This is a genomic window from Stenotrophomonas sp. CC22-02 (assembly GCF_004365115.1).
GTDB lineage: Bacteria > Pseudomonadota > Gammaproteobacteria > Xanthomonadales > Xanthomonadaceae > Stenotrophomonas > Stenotrophomonas forensis.
In genome coordinates this window covers 1,702,504-1,721,679 of sequence record NZ_SOCO01000001.1, presented here as the reverse complement: position 1 = coordinate 1,721,679, position 19,176 = coordinate 1,702,504, and the positions used below count along the sequence as shown (strand labels likewise).

16 protein-coding genes and 1 pseudogene are annotated in these 19,176 nt (G+C 58.9%); 8 read left to right on the top strand and 9 right to left on the bottom strand.

The window, feature by feature from the left end; all coding sequences use genetic code 11:
• Window positions 1–39 precede the first annotated feature (39 nt).
• Window positions 40–351, bottom strand: a complete 312-nt coding sequence (locus N440_RS08055; RefSeq protein WP_133934667.1) for a hypothetical protein — start codon at window positions 349–351, stop codon at window positions 40–42.
• A gap of 243 nt (window positions 352–594) precedes the next feature.
• On the opposite strand from N440_RS08055, the gene N440_RS08050 reads away from it, so the two are divergent.
• Window positions 595–1,026 carry a BLUF domain-containing protein gene (locus tag N440_RS08050; protein WP_133935999.1) on the top strand — a complete coding sequence of 144 codons (432 nt, stop codon included), beginning with the start codon at window positions 595–597 and terminating at the stop codon, window positions 1,024–1,026.
• Between the two features lie 172 nt (window positions 1,027–1,198).
• On the opposite strand, the gene N440_RS08045 is transcribed toward N440_RS08050, so the two are convergent.
• Complete coding sequence (locus N440_RS08045; RefSeq protein ID WP_243831303.1) at window positions 1,199–2,686, bottom strand: EAL domain-containing protein; 1,488 nt, start codon at window positions 2,684–2,686, stop codon at window positions 1,199–1,201.
• A gap of 345 nt (window positions 2,687–3,031) precedes the next feature.
• Window positions 3,032–3,397, bottom strand: a complete 366-nt coding sequence (locus N440_RS08040; protein ID WP_133934666.1) for a hypothetical protein — start codon at window positions 3,395–3,397, stop codon at window positions 3,032–3,034.
• A gap of 211 nt (window positions 3,398–3,608) precedes the next feature.
• Between N440_RS08040 and N440_RS08035 the strand changes: the two genes are divergently transcribed.
• Window positions 3,609–4,043 carry a BLUF domain-containing protein gene (locus N440_RS08035; RefSeq protein ID WP_049458478.1) on the top strand — a complete coding sequence of 145 codons (435 nt, stop codon included), beginning with the start codon at window positions 3,609–3,611 and terminating at the stop codon, window positions 4,041–4,043.
• Between the two features lie 617 nt (window positions 4,044–4,660).
• Here N440_RS08035 and N440_RS08025 read toward each other — a convergent pair.
• Window positions 4,661–4,960 carry a hypothetical protein gene (locus N440_RS08025; protein WP_049458482.1) on the bottom strand — a complete coding sequence of 100 codons (300 nt, stop codon included), beginning with the start codon at window positions 4,958–4,960 and terminating at the stop codon, window positions 4,661–4,663.
• Window positions 4,961–5,021: 61 nt separating this feature from the next.
• Between N440_RS08025 and N440_RS08020 the strand changes: the two genes are divergently transcribed.
• The 3 genes from N440_RS08020 to N440_RS08010 all read left to right on the top strand — a co-directional run bounded on the left by N440_RS08020 (window position 5,022) and on the right by N440_RS08010 (window position 7,525).
• Window positions 5,022–5,636, top strand: a complete 615-nt coding sequence (locus N440_RS08020) for a hypothetical protein (RefSeq protein WP_133934665.1) — start codon at window positions 5,022–5,024, stop codon at window positions 5,634–5,636.
• 262 nt (window positions 5,637–5,898) lie between these two features.
• Window positions 5,899–6,633, top strand: a complete 735-nt coding sequence (locus N440_RS08015) for a hypothetical protein (protein WP_133934664.1) — start codon at window positions 5,899–5,901, stop codon at window positions 6,631–6,633.
• Window position 6,634: 1 nt separating this feature from the next.
• Complete coding sequence (locus N440_RS08010) at window positions 6,635–7,525, top strand: hypothetical protein (RefSeq protein ID WP_133934663.1); 891 nt, start codon at window positions 6,635–6,637, stop codon at window positions 7,523–7,525.
• Between the two features lie 282 nt (window positions 7,526–7,807).
• Here N440_RS08010 and N440_RS08005 read toward each other — a convergent pair.
• Window positions 7,808–7,930: pseudogene (locus N440_RS08005) on the bottom strand (AcaB family transcriptional regulator); the annotation flags it as partial.
• A 208-nt stretch (window positions 7,931–8,138) separates the two neighbouring features.
• Here N440_RS08005 and N440_RS08000 point away from each other — a divergent pair.
• Together N440_RS08000 and N440_RS07995 are read left to right on the top strand one after the other, a co-directional pair.
• Window positions 8,139–9,320, top strand: a complete 1,182-nt coding sequence (locus N440_RS08000; RefSeq protein ID WP_133934662.1) for an HNH endonuclease — start codon at window positions 8,139–8,141, stop codon at window positions 9,318–9,320.
• Window positions 9,321–9,853: 533 nt separating this feature from the next.
• Window positions 9,854–13,942, top strand: coding sequence for a hypothetical protein (locus N440_RS07995; protein ID WP_133934661.1), 4,089 nt, complete (start codon window positions 9,854–9,856; stop codon window positions 13,940–13,942).
• Between the two features lie 75 nt (window positions 13,943–14,017).
• On the opposite strand, the gene N440_RS07990 is transcribed toward N440_RS07995, so the two are convergent.
• Window positions 14,018–15,097 carry a site-specific integrase gene (locus tag N440_RS07990; protein ID WP_133934660.1) on the bottom strand — a complete coding sequence of 360 codons (1,080 nt, stop codon included), beginning with the start codon at window positions 15,095–15,097 and terminating at the stop codon, window positions 14,018–14,020.
• 103 nt (window positions 15,098–15,200) lie between these two features.
• Between N440_RS07990 and N440_RS07985 the strand changes: the two genes are divergently transcribed.
• Window positions 15,201–16,106 (top strand): DNA-binding protein, encoded by a 906-nt coding sequence (locus tag N440_RS07985; protein WP_133934659.1) that lies wholly within the window; start codon window positions 15,201–15,203, stop codon window positions 16,104–16,106.
• Window positions 16,107–16,789: 683 nt separating this feature from the next.
• Here the strand turns inward: N440_RS07985 and N440_RS20540 are convergent.
• The 3 genes from N440_RS20540 to N440_RS07975 all read right to left on the bottom strand — a co-directional run bounded on the left by N440_RS20540 (window position 16,790) and on the right by N440_RS07975 (window position 19,101).
• On the bottom strand, window positions 16,790–16,921 hold the full coding sequence (locus N440_RS20540) for a hypothetical protein (protein ID WP_279587425.1): 132 nt from the start codon (window positions 16,919–16,921) through the stop codon (window positions 16,790–16,792).
• Window positions 16,922–17,191: 270 nt separating this feature from the next.
• Window positions 17,192–18,511 (bottom strand): glycoside hydrolase family 2, encoded by a 1,320-nt coding sequence (locus N440_RS07980; RefSeq protein ID WP_243831302.1) that lies wholly within the window; start codon window positions 18,509–18,511, stop codon window positions 17,192–17,194.
• Between the two features lie 104 nt (window positions 18,512–18,615).
• Window positions 18,616–19,101: a DUF6265 family protein gene (locus N440_RS07975; RefSeq protein WP_133934658.1), complete on the bottom strand. Its 486-nt coding sequence runs from the start codon at window positions 19,099–19,101 to the stop codon at window positions 18,616–18,618.
• Between the last annotated feature and the right edge of the window lie 75 nt (window positions 19,102–19,176).

Below are 19,176 nucleotides of genomic sequence, written 5' to 3'. Positions count from 1 at the left end.
AGGGCATCAAGAAGCCGAGTATTAGATCGGCTTTCGGAACTACCTCCGAGGAGGGCAGGACCGTTCTGCGGCCGCTTCTATCTGCTCAGTGACGAACTTGAGGCCTTGGCGTAGACCATCGAGGTAGTCATTGGCCGCTTCTCCACGCTCGTCGGCATGGCTCTCCACGACCATCGGAATCAATTGCGCCCACGCGGCGCGCAAGGCCGAGGGATTAGAAGCACTGGCGACAATCGCCCGCATGGCGCATTCCAATGCCCTGGTTCGGCCATCGGACTTTGCAATACGGCGCTCGCACTCCCTTACACGCAGCTCCAGCACCAAGAACGCGTCTTCCCCTCGCTTGAACATGGCTCCACTCCCCGTGGCGGGGCCGACAGGCCCCTACACGATTGTCGCGCTAGGCGATGGGAAATGTGAACCACGTCTCGTTCAGTTTCGAGGATGACGGATATTTGATGGACAGCCAATCAGGCGGGCGTTGCTAATTGCTTGGCGCTTACCGTAGGCGCGGCAGGACAGCACGGCCCCACTTACATGCCGAGTGATAGAGTGTGAATAGGTGCCGACGTGGCCCTCTTCCAAGGCAAAGACATGCCCATCCGGGCCGTTGTATACGCAAGCGAAGCAGTCCAAGATCTTTCGATTGAGCAGCTAGAGGCACTTGTGGCGGATGCTGCCAGGTTCAACAAGATGGCAGGCGTAACGGGAGTTTTGCTGTACGACGGAGCAAGATTCGTGCAGTACTTTGAAGGCCCGGAAGATGGAGTCGCCAGCGTCTATGAGCGCGTGCTGCAATCGACGAGCCACACGGGCATCGTAGAACTGGCGAGAGGCCGCATATCTACGAGGCAGTTCCCCTATTGGTCAATGCATCGACTTCCGGCCGATCAGCTGCTCGTGGGCAAGCTGGCAAGGGTCGATTGGTCGCGCTTCAAGAAGAGTGAGCCTGAGGAAATTGCTGGATCGGCATGGGGAATTGATGTGCTGGCCGCAGCTGTAGCGCCCTACGTGCAAGCTGCATAGCTTCGACTCAGATCCGATCACGACGATGCCCTTTCGGGGCGTCAGCAGCGATGGGTGTGAACACCATCAACCGTTCGGTTGCACTGAGTGGGGAAGGCTCGTGCGTGTAACAGTCGTCTTTCGTCTTGCTACGCCATTCCTCGGCGCGAGTACATAGTGGAATAGATGCCATTCACGGATCAGTGAATGGCTCGTCGCCATTGTGTGATTTGGCCAGGACAGCGGCGGCATCAGCTTGCACAGGAGTGCCGTAGAGCCATCCTTGGCCTACAGCAGAAGGCGCGATCTGCTGCAGCAATGCATCCTGTTCCGCAGTCTCCACTCCTTCCACGATCACCTCCAGGCCGAGCTGGCGGGCGATCTGGTACATGCCCGGCAACACCGGGCGCAAGGGTGATTCCTCAGTGATGGCCGATACGAACATGCGGTCAATCTTGATACCGATGAAGGGAGACTGGGCAAAGTGTGAGAAGTTGGAGCTGCCAGTTCCGAAGTCATCAATGAGGAATCGGAATCCCAATGCTGCCAACGCTGCCATGTGTGCGGTTACGCCAGGGCAGACCAGTTCCTCACGTTCGGTGATCTCGATCCTGACCTGATCCGGTAGAACACCGGCCTGCTGCGTGACGCTTACGACGAAACGAACAGTATCCTCCGAAGCCATGTCAACGGGCTCAGCGTTTATGCTCAGGTATGGTGCATTCTCGCCTGCGAGGGCCGGTGCCATCTCTCTCAGCGCCTTCGACAGTACGTACCGGAAAAGATCTGAACTCAGGCCAAGTTGGCGGGCCATTGGTACGAAGATGCCAGGAGATATTTCGCCTTCGCCAGCTGGGCTCCAGCGGCTTAGCACTTCGAACCCGACAAGGCGCCTATCCACAACGGTGTATAGAGGCTGATACACCAACTCGATCTCGTTTCGGCGCATGGCAAGGCTGAAGCGCTGCTGGAGCGTCTGCCTTGCGGTCCTGTTTCGGCGAATTAGGAGGTACGAGAAGGTAATGCCAAGCGCGGCACCTATGCCGATGATGGTGTAGAGCAGAGATGGGGCAAGGTCCCAGATGCCCCGCCGGGGCCGTGATACGAATGCACAGACGTTTGCCTTGTTGCTGCATCGGCTCAGCCGTATGCGGGATGATGCGGCTTCACTGGCGTCCGTTGCAGGTTCCACACTCCGGAATACATAGGAGCGATCACGCGTTTCGACAGTGAATGTGCTGGTTCTCGCGGGGTCCAAGCCATCGAAGGACGAGGGCGATGACACCGTGAATGTCTGGCCCTGGGCGATCAGGTTGGTGCCTCCGTAAGGCGAGCCAACGAGATCGGACGTATTCCATAGCTTGGTCTCGCCCGATGAATAGTGCGGCGCAGGAAGCTTGAACGGAACGATCCTTCCCCAAAGCGCGCTGCACAGCAGGTGACCCTCCTGGATGCGCCCCACGTCGCTCATATAGCTCGAGTTGAACGCGATTTCCTTGAGTGCTCGAACGTCTTCGTCGGAGCAGGCAATGACAGCAGACTTCAGCGCTGCATCTGAAGCGACGCGTCGGGCTCGAGAGACAGTCTCTGCTCGAGCTACCACCGCTTCAGCGATGGTCTCTGTGGACTCACTATCCTCAACATACAAGACGGCTTGAGCAACTATCAGCATCGCCAGCATGGACAGCGCTGCAGAACCCAGAATCGTCGACAGAAATCGCACGCGGTTGCCAGAGACGGTCAATCAGTTCCCCCTGAAACGGATTTGCACCTAACTCAGAGTCAGAGTCGCATTGCTTGTCCCGCTTTTATCGGCATTTGGTCACACAACTGGAGTGATCGACTCCGCTTGCTGGATGGTTCAATATGAATGGCTTATCTGCGCGGCATTCGTCTGGACTGGCGGCCATCCACCCTTCGATCAGGCCATCCTGCAGCCCCCGACATGCTTTAGTGGAAGTTGGCGGACACTCCGCCCCCCCCTAGGACCACTGTCATAGCTCTGCAGAAAGACGTAGGAGGCTGCTCAGGATGGCATGTCCTGTATGTTGAGTGTGGCGATGATCTGCCCAGCAACCTCCGCATCTGCGCAGAGGAAGAAGACTGCATCCTTCTCAGCTGCCTGAGAAAGGAAATGGTGGACGGTGATCAGTGCCGCTGTGGTGTTTCGGACGAACACCTCGTGGCACTGCGAAAGCCTAACGTGCGCAAGCTGCGCAGCAAGTGCCTGCTTGGTTGCTCGGATTTCGGCAGTTTTGTCACTCTCAACCCGCCCAGGCAGGCCGACTCCGCAACCGGTATAGACACACTTGTCCTTGAACCTGGTCTTCCAGGCGAACTGAGGGGAGTTCGGTTCGAAGGCGGGCGCGTGCAGGGGATTGCTCTTGATCATTCAGGGGCGACGGTGTGTGGGCTGGTCGCTTCCTGCGAGGTGCGCGCGGCTGCTGATGCTGCTCACGGCCGCTCAGTCTTGAGTGGTGTACGGAGCGTAGTTCTGCGAGCGTGAAAGTCCCGCGACTGTGCACCGCTTGTTGCCTTGCTTCCTGCACGCGCTGAGCACATGGCTGTGCATACGATCACCGCTGAATTCGAGGTTGTGCCGCATGCTTAAGTGTTCAGTTGTGTTTGTAAGCTCCGCTGTCGAAGAAGTGGCTGAAAGCCGGCTTGCCGACCTAATGGCTGCTGGGGCTAGGTTCAACGATGCGTGCGGGTCGCGAGCGGTTGTGTGCTTCGATGGACGCCGCTTCTTTACCTACCTCGAGGGAACCGCTAGTTCGGTAGCTGCGACTTTGGTCTACATCGAGTCATTGGCCATCCACTCAGAGCTTGTGCAGCTCGCTCGAGGGACTGTTCAGCAGCTCCGCTTCCCGGAACAGCCGTTGCTATTCATGCGGGTGACCCCCTCTCAGCTTAAGTCCTTGGTCCGCGCCGACTGGACCAATTTCTCCCAGCGCCTGAAAGGCCGTTTTGATCCCGTTACGGGCATGGAGCAACTCGCCGATCTGGTTGCGCAATGCCGCGAGTCGGCGGCAGCCTGAATTGCTGCGGCTCCCCCGGAGATAGCACCTTGTGCCGTCCTCGGGTGTATAAGCGATCAAGGGCAGTAGGGAACAGATCGATGCGCTTTGAGTTCACGCATACCCACATCTATCCCGGGGCTACCGCCGATCTCTCTGGCAGCCTCCCGGCAACTGACGGTGAGACCACGTGCTTGGTGGAGTTGAGTGATGGCGTCGTCCTCTCGACCAGTTGCTCTGTGAGGGGGGAAGAGGTTCTCCTTTCAATGCCGGAGTACCTCACGGCTCGTGGCGCGAAGATACCCGCAAAGACGTGGGCGCTTCGCAGGGACGTTGAGACAGGAGCATGGCGGGCGAAATCTCGGGTCAACACCTAGAGTGCGGGTGTCACCTTGGATGATTCTCGCATCACGTGGCGGCAGTTATCCTGTGAGGCCCACACCGAGAAGTACAGATGCACGAGTTTCAAGATTGGATATTCAGCGCCAGGGGAAGAACCATAACGGCCAGGGTTCAGGTGGATGGGCGGGGGGGCGGCACCATTACGCGGTTTGAGGTCAGGCCCGGTCCGTCACAAATCGGCCTTTCAATCAAAGTGGGCTCCCAGCAGGAGGCCGCCGCCGAGCTTGAGCGAATCCTTACTGGTCTACTGGGCGCTGATTGGTAGCCCTTGGGTCGATCGAGGAAATCTGCTCGGTGAGCATGCGAAGAGACTGCTGAAGCGCAGCGGTGAAAACCGGGCCGTCGGTGCCGGCATGAACGTCCGCCGCTTCTACCAGCATAAGTTCCCACACGCGGGCCAGTGATCGCCGATCGTTGTGGGTGGCGATGGCAGCGCCAAGCGCGTATTCCATCGCCTTGAGGTAGGCCCGATGGGCTTCCAGATCGACCTCGCACGAGCGCAGTCGTTCAGCAATTTGCTCTAGGGTGAGTGTCATAGTGGGCTCGACTTGCGCATGAATAGGACGGATAGTCCGTGTGGGCCACTGGGCGTACACAATGAGCATCCTCAACGTTTTGCTGCGTGCTGACCAGCTCCTTGTTGCCGTTGACACCTTGGCGGAGGATGCCCAGACCGGCGCCCACTCATCTGGTGCAAAACTGCTCCTGATTCCGCAGCACAACCTTGTGCTGGCTGCGCGCGGGTCCACGCAGTTCTTCCTTCGCATCTACGAGCTGGCTCTGCAGGCGAGCTTCCGTGCTGATTTCACGATGGAGCAGCTCTCCGCCGAGTTGGGCCTGGTAGTGGATCAACTATGGCCGAATTACGTGAGGGCGGCAGCCGAGGCTCGCTTGCCGATCGAAAAGCTTGGGACCGAGCTGGTGCTGGGTGGCTGGTCGCCGAAGAGAGGCCGGATGGTGGCCACAGCGTATGCGAAGAGCGACAGCTCCAGGTCAACGATAGTGCAGCCCCTAGATGGGGGCTTGGCTTCACCTGGGGAACCGCTGGCCGGCAGGCCGGATAGCTTCGCTCCAGCCGACGTTCTTGCGGCTGGCAAGGTCCAGGCTACCTGGCTCAATGAACGCGTGGGGCGACAGGTCGCTGGAGGACGGCTGTTGGCTGGTTTCCTGGAGAAGGGGCAGGCCTTGATCAAGGATCTTGGAGAGATATAGGTCGTTGGCGTCAATCGGGCTAACGCCAAAGCGCGCCCGCACCTTATCTCTCATCTCCATGGGATCACAGTAGGCCCAAGGTCAGTCATGGATAAGGGATGTTTATCGTGGGTAGCGAATTAGTCCTAGCCCCCGATCTGGCGTCCGATCCGAGGGCTTGTACGCCTCATGGCGGGGGCGATGATCGCGATAGGTGCACTGACCTTCGTTTCCGCCGTTTGGTTTAAGCTAGTTGCCTGTCTGGGCTGGGGGAGGTCATCGGATGATTGTGCCGCGCTACGGGTACGGATATTGGCAGCGATATGGTTGGCTTCATCCGGAAGAACTCCGGTTCGTCGCCCATGACAGCGATCATTTCGTCTTTGTGGAAGAAGCCGTATCGGTCACGCCAGATGAGTTGCTTCGCCCTGACGGCGAGCCGATTTCCACCGAAATCGTCGTTGGCAAGTGCCCCTGGCGCTTCCGCTCCAGCGGGATCCAAACTCGCAAGTTCATCGAGGTCGTGGATCAATTCGAGGCACTGGATCATGACAATATCACCGAAGAGCAGCGGCGACGGCGGCGAACACAGCTGGTGGAGATGTTCGGCGACACCCCGCTTCCCCTGTTCGATCTCTATGCGGATGAGACGAGTGAAGACCTGCTGTTTCTGAGAGGCAGCCTCACGCCCGGTTCCTGGTATTGGATCGGGGTTCGCGAGCGCACGAAGGAAGACGACCGTCTGCCGGTCTTTGTAGGAGCGACCGAGCTTTCACCTGGTCCCTATCAGCCCGGGTCTCTCGAATTCATCGACCGAATTCCACCCTATCTCGAATATCGGCTTCGCGACATATTCTCGCTGGCCCATGTTTCCGATGCCGGATTCGAGGAGGGTGGCGGCGAAGCCGCCCCTCCGCCTGATAATCCGCGTGACGAGCCTGAAGACACGGATTGGCTCACGCTCAATACGAAGGCCGACTTTGGCCAGAGGCTATCTTCTCAAGAGTTCGAGGCTTGATATGGCTACCGTTCGAAACAGGAAAGCGATCGCGAGCCCGGATCTGGCCAATATCGCGGGGCTCTCGCCCTTGGCGAAGGCATCTCGGATTCTCGGCGTGCGCGTCTTCGACGTAGGTCAGGGTGATTCCATAGCGGTATTGGTCGATGTCGAGGGTAACGAGGAAGCGGCGCTGCAGCTCGACTATGGCGGGCGTGAACGCCATCCGTTCACGAAGAATAGCGACGTTGACCTTCGCATGCCGATTGCCGGTAACCGGCTCCTTATGCTCACGCATTGGGACGAGGATCATTGGTGCTCGGCGTCGAAGGGAACCACGGCCCAGAATGCTGTCTGGCTCGTCCCCCGCCAAGTGACGTCGCCTCGGGCGGCTCGCTTCTCCGCGACACTGGATGATATCCACTGCATCCCGGAGAGCTTCGTTGGACAGGCTCTGCGCTTCGATACCCAAAATGAAGATTATATTCTCTGGGAGAAGATCGGCTCGTTCCCTGGCGCCTTTGCCAAGGACGAGGATTGCAACAAGAGCGGGGTCGCACTCGCCATCGTGAGGAAGGGGCCGGACGGATTTGAAGCGATACTGCTCCCCGGCGATGCACCTTTCGAAAAGATCGGCTGTTTCCTGCAACTCAAGCAGCAGGGCGTAGCGCTGCGCGGAATTCTCGCGTTTCATCATGGTGCTGGGACCCATTGGACGCAGGCGACAGAAAGCCTTTTGCAGAATTGGACCAAGGCGAAGACTCTTGAAGTGGTTTTTTCCTGCTCGCAGCCGAACAGCTACAATCATCCTGACGAGGAGCGATACAGGGCGCTGCTGCCGAAAGCGACCGCGTTCCTGCGAACTGCGGATGCGCGCGCCAATAAAGATATCGCGATAGATCTTCGATTCTGAGTGCACCCGGCCCCAGACCGCTGGATATCTAATCCTAGGGGCAGTTGTAGACAAGACTAGATTCCAGTCCACTCCTCCACCGTTTTGAGTTGTTTTTTGTGGGTTCCGTATTTGAAGCGGAACTCGTACTTTAGAGTGACCTCTACCCCGAAGTGCTGCCGACCTAGAGCGGAAAATCCGGCGTATCGGGGGCTCGACCGACGTTCCCTCGATTTGAGTGGCACGATGATTTGGAAGATTTATCAGGGGTACGGGAGGGCAGCTGCCGACCCAGAGCAGTCATCGCGATTCAGCGGCGGCAGCACGGCCATGCCGGATCGTGGAGGCGTGATGGGTGTGCAGCGTCAGCGTCACTGCGCTGCGCAATGAGCCGAGGTTCAACCCCAAAGGCTCATCGATTGCCAGGGTGAGGGCTCTCTGTAGGGGAATGAGCCAGCAGCTTCCGGGCAAGCGGGGGGATGTCAGTCAAGAAACGGAACGGGGAAGGTTCCGGGTTGCGTTTGGTGCGGCAGCTGGCAGGGGTGTGGTCGGGGGATAGAGCCAAGGAAGGCCAGTGAAGGCTATTATTTCGCGCTACGAATGGGATTCACGCTTAACCTTTTTGGAGCCATAGATGGACAAGTGCCTGTTTTGCGATCGCGATCTTGACCCTGGTAGCGAGGAGCATGTTTTCTTATCAGCACTGGGCGGGCGTCTGGCGACTCGGAAAGCGACCTGTCTTGTCTGCAACAACGCTTTCGCGAATGAAGAGACGGGAAAGGTCGACGATGCCCTTGCCAAAGGGTTCGAAGAGATCCGCAATGGGCTGAAGATATGGTCGGGCCGGAACAAGGCCCCGCCAACGCTGCTACGCGCAGCAAAGCTAGATGTTGGGCTTGAATTTGATTTGGCACCGGGGTTCGTTCCTGTGGCAAGGCCGGGGAAGGTCCCCAGAGAAATGCTGTACGGGGTAGAGCAACAGATTAGGGCGAACAGTCAGGCCAATGCCGAGCAGATGCTCTCCATCCTTGCCAAGCGAGGGGCTTCCGTTGAAGTGTTGAGTGCAATTCGGGTTCAGGAGAAGGCGCCTACGGTACATCGGCAGATTTCGTTCGATGGGCCCAAGGTTTGGCGGTGTGCTGCGAAGTCGGCGGTGGTCGGATGTGTGGTTCTGTTCGGAAACGGACAGGCACGCAAGCTTCTCTCTGGGGATCTGCTTAAAGCAATTCGTTATGGAGAGCCTGCCATCAATCGCTTTGCGGGATGGGATTTCGTCAACGAATGGCCGAAGATCAACTCGCTCACTCCGCACGACAAGACTCCTGATGCGCAAAGCTCAGGATTCGAACACGTTCTGATCGTGGCCGACGTAGGTGACAAGTGGATCGCCTATATTTCCTTGTTCGGGGGGTGGCGACTCTCACTGGTTCTTGGGCCCAGCTCAGGTCTTCCGACGCGTGGCTTTGCGTTAAATCCACGATCAGCGAAGCCAGCACGTTTCACTGTAGAGGCCACTGCGCCGACCTTCTATTCCGAGCGAAGGGAAAACTCGTTCCAAACGGAGCATGCCCATGTGCGGGCGGGGATTTCAAGGGAGTTCGACCGAGCGCTGGCGCAATGGAGTATCGAGGCGCGGGAGGACTATGCAGAAGATCTAGTCCGGGAGTTGCAAGAAACCGTCGCACAGGCTGGTGAGGATGAAGCGCAACGAGTACTCGCCGTCAGTTCGTTTGCACAGAAGCTCGCTTGCATTGAGCTGGGTGACTCCTGGGAAACCGATCTCAAAACCCTGTTCGCCGACGACAAGGATCCCTGAGATATCACCCTCCAAGATTAGACCAAGGACCGACAGTGAAATCCAACAGCCGCGACTGCTCGACCTAGGCGCAAGACCCCAGTGCTCCAGGTCGATGAGCCTGGAAGGCTGAGCATCATCGATGCGAAAAGACCTAGATGACTGCTCTTGGCGTGTGGCGGGCATCGGCGAGGTAGGGGATTAGGAAGATCTATCGGAGCTAGGGCTTTGGTGTGCACCTTAGCCCGCTGCTCCGCGTACAGCGTCATGCAACCAATGACGATAGCCCTTTAATAGGACCGAAGGCCTAATCCGGGCGCCGGCCGGCTCAAGCGAGCGGCTGATCTGTTAACAGTCACACCCATGTTGCGGCCAGCCCCTGCTCAGGCGGGCCTTGTACGTGAATGCGTCTACACCAGGACTGAAATTCACTGCAAGAAGGGGCGGCCTAGGGACGCTTATACGCTCCTGGAAATAAGATCCACTGGTTCACGCGATTTCGACGTGCTATACGTCGGTCCAGCTTGGTGCGCTAAGCTCACGCTCAACCGCCGGTGATCGACGCCAATACTTTGGTTCATATGTCGTCCAACTTCAATGACCCGCAAATATCGCCGCCCGATCCAGGCGAACTGGCAGGAGACCCTGCACGGCAAGCCGTTGCCTCGATCCGAGGCATTGTTTATCAGATTTGGTGGTCGATCGACGCCTGGTTACGTCTGGGGTCGGCGGATGAGGTCATCTTCCTCGAGGGAGCGGAGGATCTCGACCGGATTGCTTCAGGGGGAGCAATCGCCGGTCAAGTCAAGCATGAGGTCGAGAAGATATCGCTAAACAACCAACGGTCCCACGAGGCGCTCGAGAACTACTGGACACTTAGCCAGCGTGAGACTACACGCCGGGTAGATCTTCACTACATCACGACCGCGTCCGCCGCAGTAGAGCGAGATGCACAGTTCGATGGCGTCGCAGGCATGGAAGCATGGCGCATTGCCCAGACCAATACTGACATGGCGTCACGGATTCAGGCATATCTACTGCCAAAGCTCTCTAGCACTAGTGCTCTAAGACGGTTCCTAAACACGGCTACGACGGAGCAGGTCAAAGACCAGCTCATCAGCCGTGTTCATTGGTTCCTAGAACAGCCGGGCCTCAATCAGGTGAAGCAGAGCGTCGAAGACCGGCTGGTGGTCCGCCTCAATGATGCGCACATTTCATTGTCCTATGTGGAATCAGTCCGCGACCGGCTTCACTCATTCGCGTGCGATGTATTGGTGCGGCCGGAGTCTACCAGCCGCCGCCTGACTCTAGCGGACCTTCTCAGGGAGATCGAAAGGGCGACGACAGAACATGTGCCAGTCCCAGCACTTCAGTTCAAGCAATTCCTTACAGCACTTCGAGCGGGCGCCTTCGACCCCGCCTCAGCGCTCCTGAAGGTAATGCTGCAACCTGTGCCACAAGCTCCGGCCGCACTTCTCACCAGAGCATCTCTTGTCGATCAAGTTCGGCTTAAAGTCTCGCAACGCAAGACTGTCTTACTGACGGGGACGATTCACAAGGGAAAAACAACATTAGCTCAAGTTATAGCGAGCGCCCTGTGCCCAGAGGCTTGGTGGTTCCTTGTAGAATCGCGGAGTGGCGTTGACACTGACAATCTTCTTAGAGCGATAGCAGCAAGCATCGGTGACGAATCTTCGCCATCACTCGTCGTAATCGACAATATCGATCTTTCCCCGGCAACATATGCGGTATACGGGCAAACCCTGGCCTTGCTACTAGGCCGCGCCGCACGCGCAGGTCGTGGCGTGCTTCTTACTGCTCGCGGCGAGTCCGTTGAACTGGCGCAGCTTTCTGATCTCGCAGGCATCGAAGTCGTCGACGTACCTGAGATGTCGGTCGAGGAGGTCGAGCACCACTGCCTCAACAATGGCTGTCCCGAAAGCGTTTCTCAAACATGGGCTGCTTTCATTTGCGGAACGACTGGGGGGCATCCAAAGCTAGTTCAGGTGCGTGTAATCGAACTCACCGCGAAAAGGTGGCCGCCGCCCACGCCAGCCGATGTCACAGCGAGTTCGCCCGCAATCACCAGTGCCAAACAGATTGCACGCAGGATGTTTAGCGGATCGGTCACCGCAGAGACGGCCGCATTTGTGTACACGGCTGCCGAGGCGACGTTTCCACTGACGCGTTCGATGCTGCTGAGCTTGGCGAACGCGGTGGGAGGCATCTCAAATGGGGGCGATGTCATTGATGCTCTGCATGGCAAATGGCTAGAGCAGACCTTGCCCGGGCGGCTGAGTGTGACGCCGCTGTTGAAGGGGGCTGCAGCTGAGGCGTGGTCAACGGAGCACCGGCAACTTGCCCACCGCCGGCTTTATGACGCAATTGCTAGAGTCGGGAGTCTGCACGTATCCGATGCTGCAGCACTCTTGTTCCACGCCTATCTCGCGCATGACGCGAGCCGTCTAGCGCACTGCGCACGTGTTTTGGAGACCATCGGCGAGGAAGCCATATCGGCCGCAGTCTTTCAGCATCTACGTTGGCTGCCGTACGTCGCGTTGTCCGAAGGCCAAAAATTCTTTGAAACCCAGGCATTTGTCAGCGTAATGTTGCGCCAGCTTCAATTCTCGGTGGCGAGCCAGATCGACGCTGAGACGGTTCCGACGATCCTTGCCCGCTGGTCCGATGAAGTTGAGAGCATTCGGGAGCCGGAACCGCGATCAGCACTGGAAGTGATGCGCTGCTTGAAGCTGTTGGTAAGCCGGAATCCACGAGTTCCATTGAGGTCGAAGCTGGCCGCCATTGGCACACTCAGTGGCCTTAGGGGCGAATCGGCCGACGTTGCTGAACAGTTTGGTCGTAAATTTATCGCTAGTTCCTTTGATTCATCCGATGGCATTCCGGGAAGCGCCACAAGCATCGAGCTCTACCTAGCACTTCAGGCGTCGTCCGTTCGAGACTTTGAGACGTTGGCACACGTTCTCGATTGGCTCGATCTAGACTCCAGTGCCGATCAAAGGCAAGCCTTCGAAGCCGTTCTTAGCTGGCCTCTGGTTAACTCCTGTGGAGCCTTCGTGCACGGCGCGTGGGCATCACTGAGCACCAGTGATGCCGCCTGGGAATCAACTTGCGTGATGCTGTCACGTGCTGCAGAAGTTGCGCGGCACTTCAATCTTGCTCAGTTCGGAAGTGAAGTCGCTAGAGCCATGTCAATTATCCGAGGCGAGTACCTTCATGACCATGCAGGTGCGTTACGGGTTTTGGCGGACGCCGCGTCATCATTCGGAGAGACCGTTACGATACGCGAACAGCGGGTCAACGCACTCTTCCAGGCCAATGATGACACTAACGCCCTCGCTGCTTGGGAGCAAGTTGTATCCGACCCTGAAGCTGTAGTGCGCCTAGATGCATTCGCCTACAGGCGGGCCGGAATTTGCGCCTGCCGTCTCGAGCGGTGGGTGCAGGCTGAACTCTATTTTGTCTCAGGCTCGGATGTAAGGGCTGACTACCGCCTCGAAATAACAAGACACGGGCTCTTGGTTGACGCTAGTCATGTCGCAGCCATGGGGGGTGAACCTCGGCGCGCCGCACGGATGCTTACCGACCTGCTGCCCGAATTGCCGGAGCAGGCTTATGAGGATGGGCGCGAAGATTGGGAGGCACTAGTTCGATTCACCAACGGCCTGTGCGATCTCATTTACGCAATTGCAACACACGCAGACATCTCAGCATTGAGGGTACCTTTTGGAAAAGCCTCCGAGCCCGGGCTGAGTTTTGGACCTTCGCAGCCTAATCAACGAATGCGGGTTGAACTCACCATTGCTAAAGCCGGACTTCTGGCTTCGCAACTCGGAGATGTGTCGCCCACGTATCGCACTCATCTAGAAGTACTGCGAACATCTAGCTTTCCGTTGGTCAGATTCTGCGCTGCGGAGTCTCTGCTCGCATTCGAGTTCAATTCCGGGACAGGTCCAGGGTTCGCGCTCTCTCTCGCCGCCTTCGAGCAGGCGTACAATGCTCTCCCGCTCTCCGTGCATCCACAGGAAGCGCAGAGTGACGATGGCGCGATGCCACTCGCAAGGTCAAGGATCAACGCTGAGGGGCTCTTTGCGGTGTTTGCTGCAGCCGCAATTTGCTGTGAGAAGCCAAGCCAAACCATTGCGTCTTGGCGTGACGATGCATTACGCATTTGGGGAGCCAGCAGTGAGATTGTCTCGTCGCTGTCCGATATGTCCCGCGGGCTCGCGCTGCGGAGGGATGCTGCCCTCGGAGTCGTAACGCGCCGAGTGGATCGCTCAATCGGCGAGACATTCGGGGCCGCACTTGGACTCATGGGCGACCCTTCTCTAGATCCTGAAGGAATGTTTCAGATACAGCGCCTCGCAGCGTCAGCTACCGTCTGCTTCCCTGAAGGCTTACTAGTTCAGAAAGCTTTCGGCAGGCCAGTGGCACGCCGACTCTCAATGAACTGGACACGCCTTGCTGCAAGCTGCCCTTTGTTCGAGTTTCCGGAGCGCGTTCCCTCGCTGGTCAAGACTGTTTCTTTGATCGAGGACGGTGAAGCTTCCATCGGCGCGCTCTTGGCGGCCGCAGCGCGGACCGTTGGGACAGCCTTGGGCGAGCTTGAAACAAGGCTCGAGTAGGGGCCAAGATCTGCTGGATGATTGGGAGCAGCTTTCAGGGTAGTCAGATCTTTGAAAGCAGCTCGTATGCCCCGACTATTTGAGCAGCCGGGCGGCCGGATTATCTACGGCTTCGCCGGCTTGAAAATAGCCAATCACGCTCGCGACCGAGCGATGCTCGGTCATTGCCATCACTGCGGGCAGTGGTACACCTTGCCTGCCGGCCTCGGTCACGAATCCCGATCGCAGGCTGTGAGCCCCGAAGTCTCCGTCTAGCCTCGCCATACGAGCTCGCCGTTTGACTATTGCAGCCACTGAACCAGGGAGTAGAGCAGGCCCCACCCGAGCCTTCCAGATTCGACGGAAGATCGCCCCCTCAATGATGCCCGCAGCATCCAGCCAAGCCGAAAGTGCCTCGGCGCTTCGCCCCAGGATCGGCTTGTCCGGCGACGAATCCGTCGTGACGCCCGCCTGTTGAGTCTTTGAATGCTCCAGTCGGTAGATGTAGCCTTCATCGTCAATCCTGCGCAGGTCGCGCATGTCGGCGGCCGCGATCTCGCTGCGCCGACGACCACCGCTAGCGAAACCGAAGCAGAGTAGGGCACGGTCACGCAGGCCCTCCAGGCTGTCATCGCAGGTCACAATCATGGCCTCGAGTTCGGCCCGAGTGATTGCGGTCTTCTTGGTTGGCCGCTCACCCCGTTTGACTGCAGCGCGCCGAGCCCGACTGAGCAGGGTGCGGACGCTGGGGAGCTCGCAGGGATTGGCCAGCCGCTTGAGCTTGTGGGCGGTTGAGAGTACTGCCACCCGCTGGACCACGGTCGAGAGCTTCAGCGGCCCGACCTTGGCCTTGAGCCCGGCGGCCACTAGCGTCTGATCCAGCGCCTCCGGCAGCTCACTCACTAGCTCGGCTCCACGTCGACGTTGAATATGGTCGACCAGAAACTGGATCACCACAGCCTCGCTGACCGGAAGCCCAAGCTCGATGCCATAGCGCCCCCGGTGCCAGCCGGCCCAGTAGCGCAGGGCGGTGGCATAGCTGCGGGTAGTATTGGCCGCAGCCGCTTCGGCCAGCAGCTCACGCACCGCTTCGCCGGCTTGTTCGGCCAGTTGTTCTGGCAAAACCAGGTGCGTGGCCGTCGTTGGCAAGGTCGAAGATGTGTAATTATTCTTCATAGTATGTAATGTACGCTATGAAATGGGGTGCCTACTCGTGATAATCATCACTTATCGTGAGTACGTTATCAGCAGAGTAGGGTGCCAGTACAGGAGACTTCGCATGGCCCGCGGCATCACTGAAACTGACGTCCATACCGCCGCCGACGAGTTGGTCGCCAAGGGCGAACGCCCAACCGTAGAACGGATCCGGGCTCACCTCGGGACAGGCTCGCCGAACACCGTGACCCGCTGGCTGGAGACGTGGTGGAACCGACTTGGCACGCGCCTGCAGCCAGCGCGTCAGGACCTAGAAGATGCACCGGCGGTGTTGGCGCAACTCGCCGGACAATGGTGGGAGCTAGCGTTGAGTCATGCCCGGGAGGCCGCCCATCGAGAGCTTGCAGAGGCTGAGCAGTCGCTGGCCGCCCGGCGTGATGCACTGGAGGCTAAGTCCCGATTTGTAGCTGACGAGCTGACGCAAATGCGCTCAGAGCGCGACGATGCTCTCACAGGAGAGAGAATTGCCGCTACGCAAGCTACAGAGCTCCAGCACTTAGTCGACCAACTCCGTATGCAGATCTCAGAGCTCACAGAGCAACGGGACACCGCGCTTCGGAGAGCCGACCGAAGTGAGGCAGCGAGACAGCAACTCGACGTCCGGCTTCAGGAGACCCTAGAGACGGCGAAATCTGAGAGGGAGGACTGGACCGAGTACGTCAGATCTGTCGAGAATCGGGCGCTCAGCGATGTTGATCGTGCCCGCCAGGAGGTGAAGGAACTCCAGGCGCAGCTAAGCAAGGCATCCGAACAACACAGGGCCCTTGAGAAGCAGCTGCGTCAGGATATCCAGGCCGCCCAATCAGCGGCCGCCACAGCCAGTCAGTCTGCCGATATCCTGCGCGGCAGATGTGACGCGCTAGAGGGGCAACTTTCAGGGCTTCGAGATTTGCCAGCTCAGCTGGAGGTGGCGCTCAAGCGATCCAAAGAAGTTCGTCCGCCTGCGGCTCGCAGACGCCCAAAACAATAGCGCTGTGCCGCGCTCCTAGTAGCTGACACGCAAAAGAACGGGGCGACTTCATTTGCCCCGGAGGCCAGTCCGCTGACTCCGCGCAAGGCGCGTTCTGCGAGCTAGCCAAGCAGCCCAACAGACGAATGAGACCGCAAATCCGACGATTGCCATGGCAACCAGCATGATCTCTCGATCAGTTTCGTTCATTGGGGGATTCTCGGAAGTTGAGCCTTAGCGTGTATGCCATGGTACCTGACGCTTCGGAGTGCAAGTGCGGGCGCGATGGCTGCATTCGAAAATATTCAAGGACAGCCTCAGCTTGATCCCCGAAGTGCAGACAGCATGGCTGCATGCTGCGCTAGAGCACCCGGGCATGCAAGATCCGCGCTGGAGCGTGCTTTGGCCAGCGGAAGCATCATGAAATGATGTGCAAGTAGCAGCCATGCCCGGCCCGATGACGCGTTACAAAAGGGAAGCTAGCTGTACGGGCTTCCCACGAACTTGAGGTGAATCCTCAGTGGTGATCAAGGGTGGAAACATCTGCAATACAGCAACTAAGGCGCAGAAATCTCTGCTCTCGATCAGCGTCCACCCAGAATGTCTGCCTGGACACCCAGAATCTCTGCTTCAGCGCGGCAGAAATGTCTGTCAACGAACAGCCTTGGCTATCATCACTCGCCATTCCCGGGCAATGTTGCAGGTCAGAAACCACTAGGCCATGTCGCAGGGCTCAGCTGGTGACGTTCGGGAGTGAACATGTGCCCAGCCTGGAAACCGAAGCCGGCCCTAATGCCGGCCAGGTCAATTCGTTCGTGCGGATCGATCTTGATCATGCTGCGAGCTCATCCTTGTCGGGGGTTCCAACAGGGAGGCAAGAGCCAAGCCAGAGCCGCAGCCATTGCCAGATCGAGCCGACGAACCGGATCACGCCCGATACATCATTTCGCATAATGTATATTATGTTACGGAGCTTAGGAGCCCACACGACCCCTGGCCAGCCCCAAGCTCCTGCTCTGACCTGGAGCCTGATTGGGCGTCATCGGAACCTGGCCAACCCTCGTGATCAATGCCGCCACACTACTGGCTCTGTCACCGGCGCCGTTTCACTGCCACCTACCAGGAACCGCTTTAGCCGTCGCTACCGTACGCACGATCAACACCGCCAGCAACGGGATGGCGATTCCATACACATACTGGGTCAGCGTCACGCCAATCCCGAACGGGAACCAGATCGTTGGAACCCCCAACGAACCGAGTTCGCTCGTGTACTGCGATATGGTAATCACAAGAAGCACGGTCAGTGCCATGCCGCGCATTGGCCCATTGCGGGCTATCCGCGCGGCGACAAGCACGAGCAGCGCGAGTGTGCCGAGGCGGAAGACCTGTGTGCCCCAAACCGCCCCCATAACGCCTCCGGCAATCCCGAGAGCCGCCAGAACAAGGGCGCCAGCATCGATCCCCCGCGAAGGTGGAAGCGCCCAGCGATTCCACGACAGCGCCCATGCCGCCAGGCTGAGCGGCATCCACAGCACATTGTTCAACCATGTGTAGGCAGGAAGGCTGAGCAGATCCGTCCAGGAGACGATCGCGTTGTCGAGCCGCTTCACGGCAGAGAGCAGAAGCGCGACACAAACGAAGGCGATGAACGACTGATGGCTGCTGAGCGGCCTTAGCGACAGCGCCAACACGATCACCATCGCCATCGCAAGCGGCTCGACCACTTCAACAATGTAGCCCGCGACGGTACGCCACCATTGCACGCGATATAGCTCACGGCTTTCTGGTTGCGGGGCAAGGGTTGGGGCTACGTGGATGCCGCCGCTCGCAGGGACGGCAACGCTGCCGGGCTGCATGAATGTTCTTATGGCAATCACGCCCTGCGTGCCTGCGGCATCGGCGGGCAGCGAAAAGATCATCGGCCGCGTACCCACGACACGAGGCGACTGCCCTAGCCTGCCTGAGCCCCCCAGGCGCTTGCCGTTCCAGTACAGCTCGTAGCCATCCTCCACGGCGGTGGGCCCGAGGATGTCCCACACGCGGTCGCCCTCTGGAATTACAAGCGAGCGCCGGTACCAGGCATATCCCTGATACCCGGAATGACCGTGTGCCATCCATCCGCCGACATAGTTGGGCAGCCCCACGTCGCCGTCGATGCTGCTGGCCGGTGCGCTCAGGTCGAGCGTTTCCCAGGACGAATCATCCGCCGCGATACCCGCCCAGCGCGGATCGTCACCGACATGAAATTTCCATGGCCCGTCAATCAGAGGTGCCACAGCGCGGAGCCTGGGTGGATCAGGCCGACCGCCGATGGCAAGGACGGCGGTAGTACACACCCAGGCCACCAAGGTGAGCGCCAGGATGCCTGTCACGAGCGTGCGTTGCGCCGATGGTGCGAGGAACTGGAATCTGGTCGCCGCAGTCATTACGGGTCCTCTGTGAGGTCGAACGCCTGCCGCCAACTGAGAGCAGGTTTGCGCTCCAGAGGATGGACCGACAGCGTCACCAGCACAATCGGGGGCCGGACCGCTCACCGCCCCTGCCCCGCCTCCCCCTGATCACCACAGCGCCGATAGTCGAACGGAATCCGCAGAATCTTCCCATCCTCCCCCGTCCCGGAAATGCTGGCTTTCAAGTCGGCGCCATCGCGCCGGTACTCAATGCGATTCGGGAAATCATGCTGCGGGTTCTCGAACACCACCCAGTTTTCGCCGTGGTCGGCAATGACGAATGTGGTCGGCGCAACGCCGTTGGGCTGCACATGCAAGCCGGCCGCCTTGCCTGCCGGCACCAGGCGCATGTACTCGAATGACGCCATGCTGCCCTGGCTCAACGTACGCGACATGCCAAGCAACGCGCCGCCGGCCTCGGGCAGCCACACCTCTTCAAGCCCGCGCTCCTCTGTACCGCCGCACCAGTGCCCGGCCAGCCAGTCAAACCTGGCTGGTGCGGCCGTGACGGCACTGCTTCCCAGCGCCAGCCCTGCGCCAAGCACCACCAACGTCGACTTCAACATGCCCTGACCTCCTGGATGGCTTGGACGCAGGCTAGCGCGCCAGCCCCGGAGGCGCTTGTAAAAACGCGCAGGATG